Genomic DNA, 3,105 nt, shown 5'->3' with positions numbered 1-3,105 from the left:
GGTCGCGGCGGCGTTGCCGCAGGTCGTGGCGCAGGGCCTGGCGCGGGTCGGTCATGGCAGCGTGCGGCAAGGATCAGCCGTCATTGTGCCGGAAAGAACAAGGGCGACGCCCGAAGACGCCGCCCTTGCTGGAATATTGCATTCTCCGCAATGTCGATGCATGCGAAACGACCTTGAACCCGGGGGCTCAAGTGGGAACGCTGGAGAACCATCGGGCTTCCCGCTACAAGGCGGACCTGCACTCCCGGCGCTGTCGCGCTCCCGGTGTCGTTCTTAAGGGACAAGGCGAATGTTTGCACATGCCGTCGAGTACCGCAGAGAACGCGTGGCCATTATAGCCAGCACGCAGGATCTGGATAGGCCGTTCGTCGGCAACAGTCCGTGCCAATTCAGATATGAGAAAAGGGGACGGAGGGGGATTAAGACGTTTCCGGCACGGAAGGGGCGAATGCGCCTTGATTCCCTCCGTCCCCTCTTCTACGGGGTGCCGTCAATCGCACGGTCCAGGCGCCGGTTCAGGTCGGCCAGCGTCTGCTGCAGCGCCACCGCCTGGCGGGCGTTCTCGTCGCGCAGCAGCTGCAGTTCATGGGCCAGGTTCAACGCCGCCAGCACGGCGACGCGGTCGACCGCGGCCATGCGGTTGCTGCCGCGGATTTCGCGCATGCGCGCGTCGAGCAGGCGCGCGGCCGCCATCAGGCTGTCGCGTTCATCGCCGCCGACACCCACGGTGTATTCACGATCGAGGATGCGGACACTGACCGGTTCGGCGCTCATGTGTGCTGCTCCAGGGATTTGAGCCGGCTGATCATTGCTTCCACCCGCGAGCGTGCCTGCTCGTTCTTGGCCAGCAGCGTGGAACGCTCGGCCACCAGCTGTTCCTGCTGGTGGCGCAGGCTGCGGTTCTCCTCGGCCAGGCGCTGGTTGCGTTCAAGCAACGCTTCCACGCGGGCAGCGAAGTCCTGCAGCTGGGCAAGGGGATCGGCGGGTTCCATACGGGCACGATAGGCAAGCCGGGTAAGGGCGGTCAAGCGTTGTCGCAGCAAGGCCTGACGGTCGCAGAGAGGATGCCGTCGGGTTGCTACACTACGGGGTCTCACGGGCGCGCGCGTGCGCGCCCCGGGTTTCCTTTCCGAACGAGCCGCACGATGACCGAACTTCCCTCCGTCGACGACGTTACCCGCGCCAGCCAGGAACTGGGCCTGGGCGCCACCGCTGCCGAGCTGCACGGCGCACTGTGCGGCTGGCTGGCCGCCGGTGGTGCCCCCGGCAATGATTGGCCGGCGCGTGTGCTGGCCGACGACAACCTGCCGCCGGTGGCCGCCGACAGCGTGCTGGGGCAGCTGCTGCAGGTCACCATCAAGCAACTGGAAGACCGCGATTTCGCCTTCGAACTGCTGCTGACCGATGGCGACGACGTGTCCGCGCAGGCTGATGCCATGTTCAGCTGGACCCGTTCCTTCCTGGGCGGCTTCGGCCTGGGCAGCGGCGGCCGCCGCCCGACCCTGTCCGAAGAGGGCGAAGAAGCGCTGACCGACATGGCCAGCCTGGCGCGTGCCTCCAGCGAGGATTTCGAGGCCGGTGGCGATGACGATGACGAAGCCCTGTCCGAGATCGAGGAATTCATCCGCGTGGCGGTGTTGCTGCTGCACGGTGACGTGGTGCTGGCCTCGCGCCATCGGCAGCGCCTGAACTGATGGACATCAAGCAGCGCACCGGCATCGCGGCCGGCGAATACAAGCGTCGGCGCCGCCAGCTGATGGACATGGCCGGCGAGGATGCGATCCTGGTGCTTCCCGCCGCGGCCGAGAAGGTGCGCAGCCTCGATACCCATTACCCGTTCCGGCAGGATTCGGACTTCCAGTACCTGAGCGGCTTCCCGGAGCCGGAAGCGGTGCTGGTGTTGATCCCGGGCCGCCGCCACGGCGAGGCCATCCTGTTCTGCCGTGAGCGCGATGCCGAGCGCGAGGCCTGGGACGGCAGCCGCGCCGGCCAGGAAGGCGCGGTGGCGCAGTACGGCATGGACGATGCGTACCCGATCGACGATCTGGACGACATCCTGCCGGGCCTGCTGGAAGGGCGTTCGCGCGTCTATTACCACTTCGGCCGCGACGCCGATTTCGACCTGAAGCTGATCGGCTGGGTCAACCGCGTGCGTTCGCAGGTGCGCCACGGCGCGCAGCCGCCGCATGAGTTCCTGGAGCTGGGCCACCTGCTGCATGAGCAGCGCCTGTTCAAGTCCGGCGCCGAAGTGGGGCTGATGCACCACGCCGCGCAGATCAGTGTACGTGCGCATCTGGCAGCAATGAAGGCGGCCAAGGCAGGCATCCACGAGTACGAACTGCAGGCGGAGCTGGAACGCGTGTTCCGCGCCAACGACGCGGTGCCGGCCTATTGCAGCATCGTCGGTGCAGGTCGCAACGGCTGCATCCTGCATTACCGCGACAACAACGCACGTTCGCGCGATGGTGAGCTGGTGCTGATCGACGCCGGTGCCGAATACCGCGGCTATGCCAGCGACATCACCCGCACGTTCCCGGTGAATGGCCGCTTCAGCGCCGAGCAGCGCGCGCTGCATGACCTTGTCGGTGACGCGCAGGCCGCGGCACTGGCCCAGGCCAAGCCGGGCGTGGCTTACGAGATGGGTCACCTGGCGGCGGTGCAGACCCTGACCGAAGGCCTGCTGCGGCTGGGCCTGCTGAAGGGCACGCTGGAAAAGAACCTGTCCGAGGGCCTGTACCAGCGTTTCTACCGGCACAAGACCGGGCACTGGATCGGCATGGACGTACACGACGTGGGTGACTATCGCCTGGCCGGCGATTCGCGCCTGCTGGAGCCGGGCATGGCATTCACCATCGAGCCGGGGCTGTATATCGGCGTGGACGATACGACGGTGGAACCGCGCTGGCGCGGTATCGGCATCCGTACCGAGGATGACGTGCTGATCACCGATGACGGGCATCGCGTGCTGACCGAAGGTCTGGCGCGCAGCGCTGACGAGATTGAAGCGGTGATGGCGGGGTAAGGGGTTTCGGCAGGGCTTGCAGCCCTGCACCCGCAGAGGCAACAGCCAAAGCCAAGGCCAAAGCGGGCTATCCGTGGGATGGC

The 3,105-nt window shown here is 66.6% G+C and carries 4 protein-coding genes and 1 other RNA gene; 2 read left to right on the top strand and 3 right to left on the bottom strand.

Annotation, left to right across the window (positions count from 1 at the left end; genetic code table 11):
- Positions 1–138: 138 nt before the first annotated feature.
- From ssrS to V3B25_RS21955, 3 genes are all read right to left on the bottom strand, one after another.
- Positions 139–324: non-coding RNA, 6S RNA (ssrS, locus tag V3B25_RS21965), on the bottom strand.
- 153 nt (positions 325–477) lie between these two features.
- Positions 478–774, bottom strand: a complete 297-nt coding sequence (locus V3B25_RS21960) for a cell division protein ZapA (protein ID WP_005410899.1) — start codon at positions 772–774, stop codon at positions 478–480.
- On the bottom strand, positions 771–992 hold the full coding sequence (locus V3B25_RS21955) for a TIGR02449 family protein (protein WP_005410898.1): 222 nt from the start codon (positions 990–992) through the stop codon (positions 771–773). Before V3B25_RS21955 ends, V3B25_RS21960 begins: the two co-directional genes overlap by 4 nt.
- A gap of 153 nt (positions 993–1,145) precedes the next feature.
- Between V3B25_RS21955 and V3B25_RS21950 the strand changes: the two genes are divergently transcribed.
- Together V3B25_RS21950 and V3B25_RS21945 are read left to right on the top strand one after the other, a co-directional pair.
- A complete protein-coding gene (locus V3B25_RS21950) occupies positions 1,146–1,694 on the top strand; it encodes a YecA family protein (RefSeq protein WP_032128368.1) in 549 nt (182 codons plus the stop codon).
- Between the two features lie 5 nt (positions 1,695–1,699).
- On the top strand, positions 1,700–3,022 hold the full coding sequence (locus V3B25_RS21945; protein WP_329811310.1) for an aminopeptidase P N-terminal domain-containing protein: 1,323 nt from the start codon (positions 1,700–1,702) through the stop codon (positions 3,020–3,022).
- The last annotated feature ends 83 nt before the right edge of the window (positions 3,023–3,105 follow it).

The organism is Stenotrophomonas sp. SMYL8, from assembly GCF_036320065.1.
GTDB classification, from domain to species: Bacteria; Pseudomonadota; Gammaproteobacteria; order Xanthomonadales; family Xanthomonadaceae; genus Stenotrophomonas; species Stenotrophomonas maltophilia_A.
This window is presented reverse-complemented; position numbering and strand designations above follow the sequence as displayed.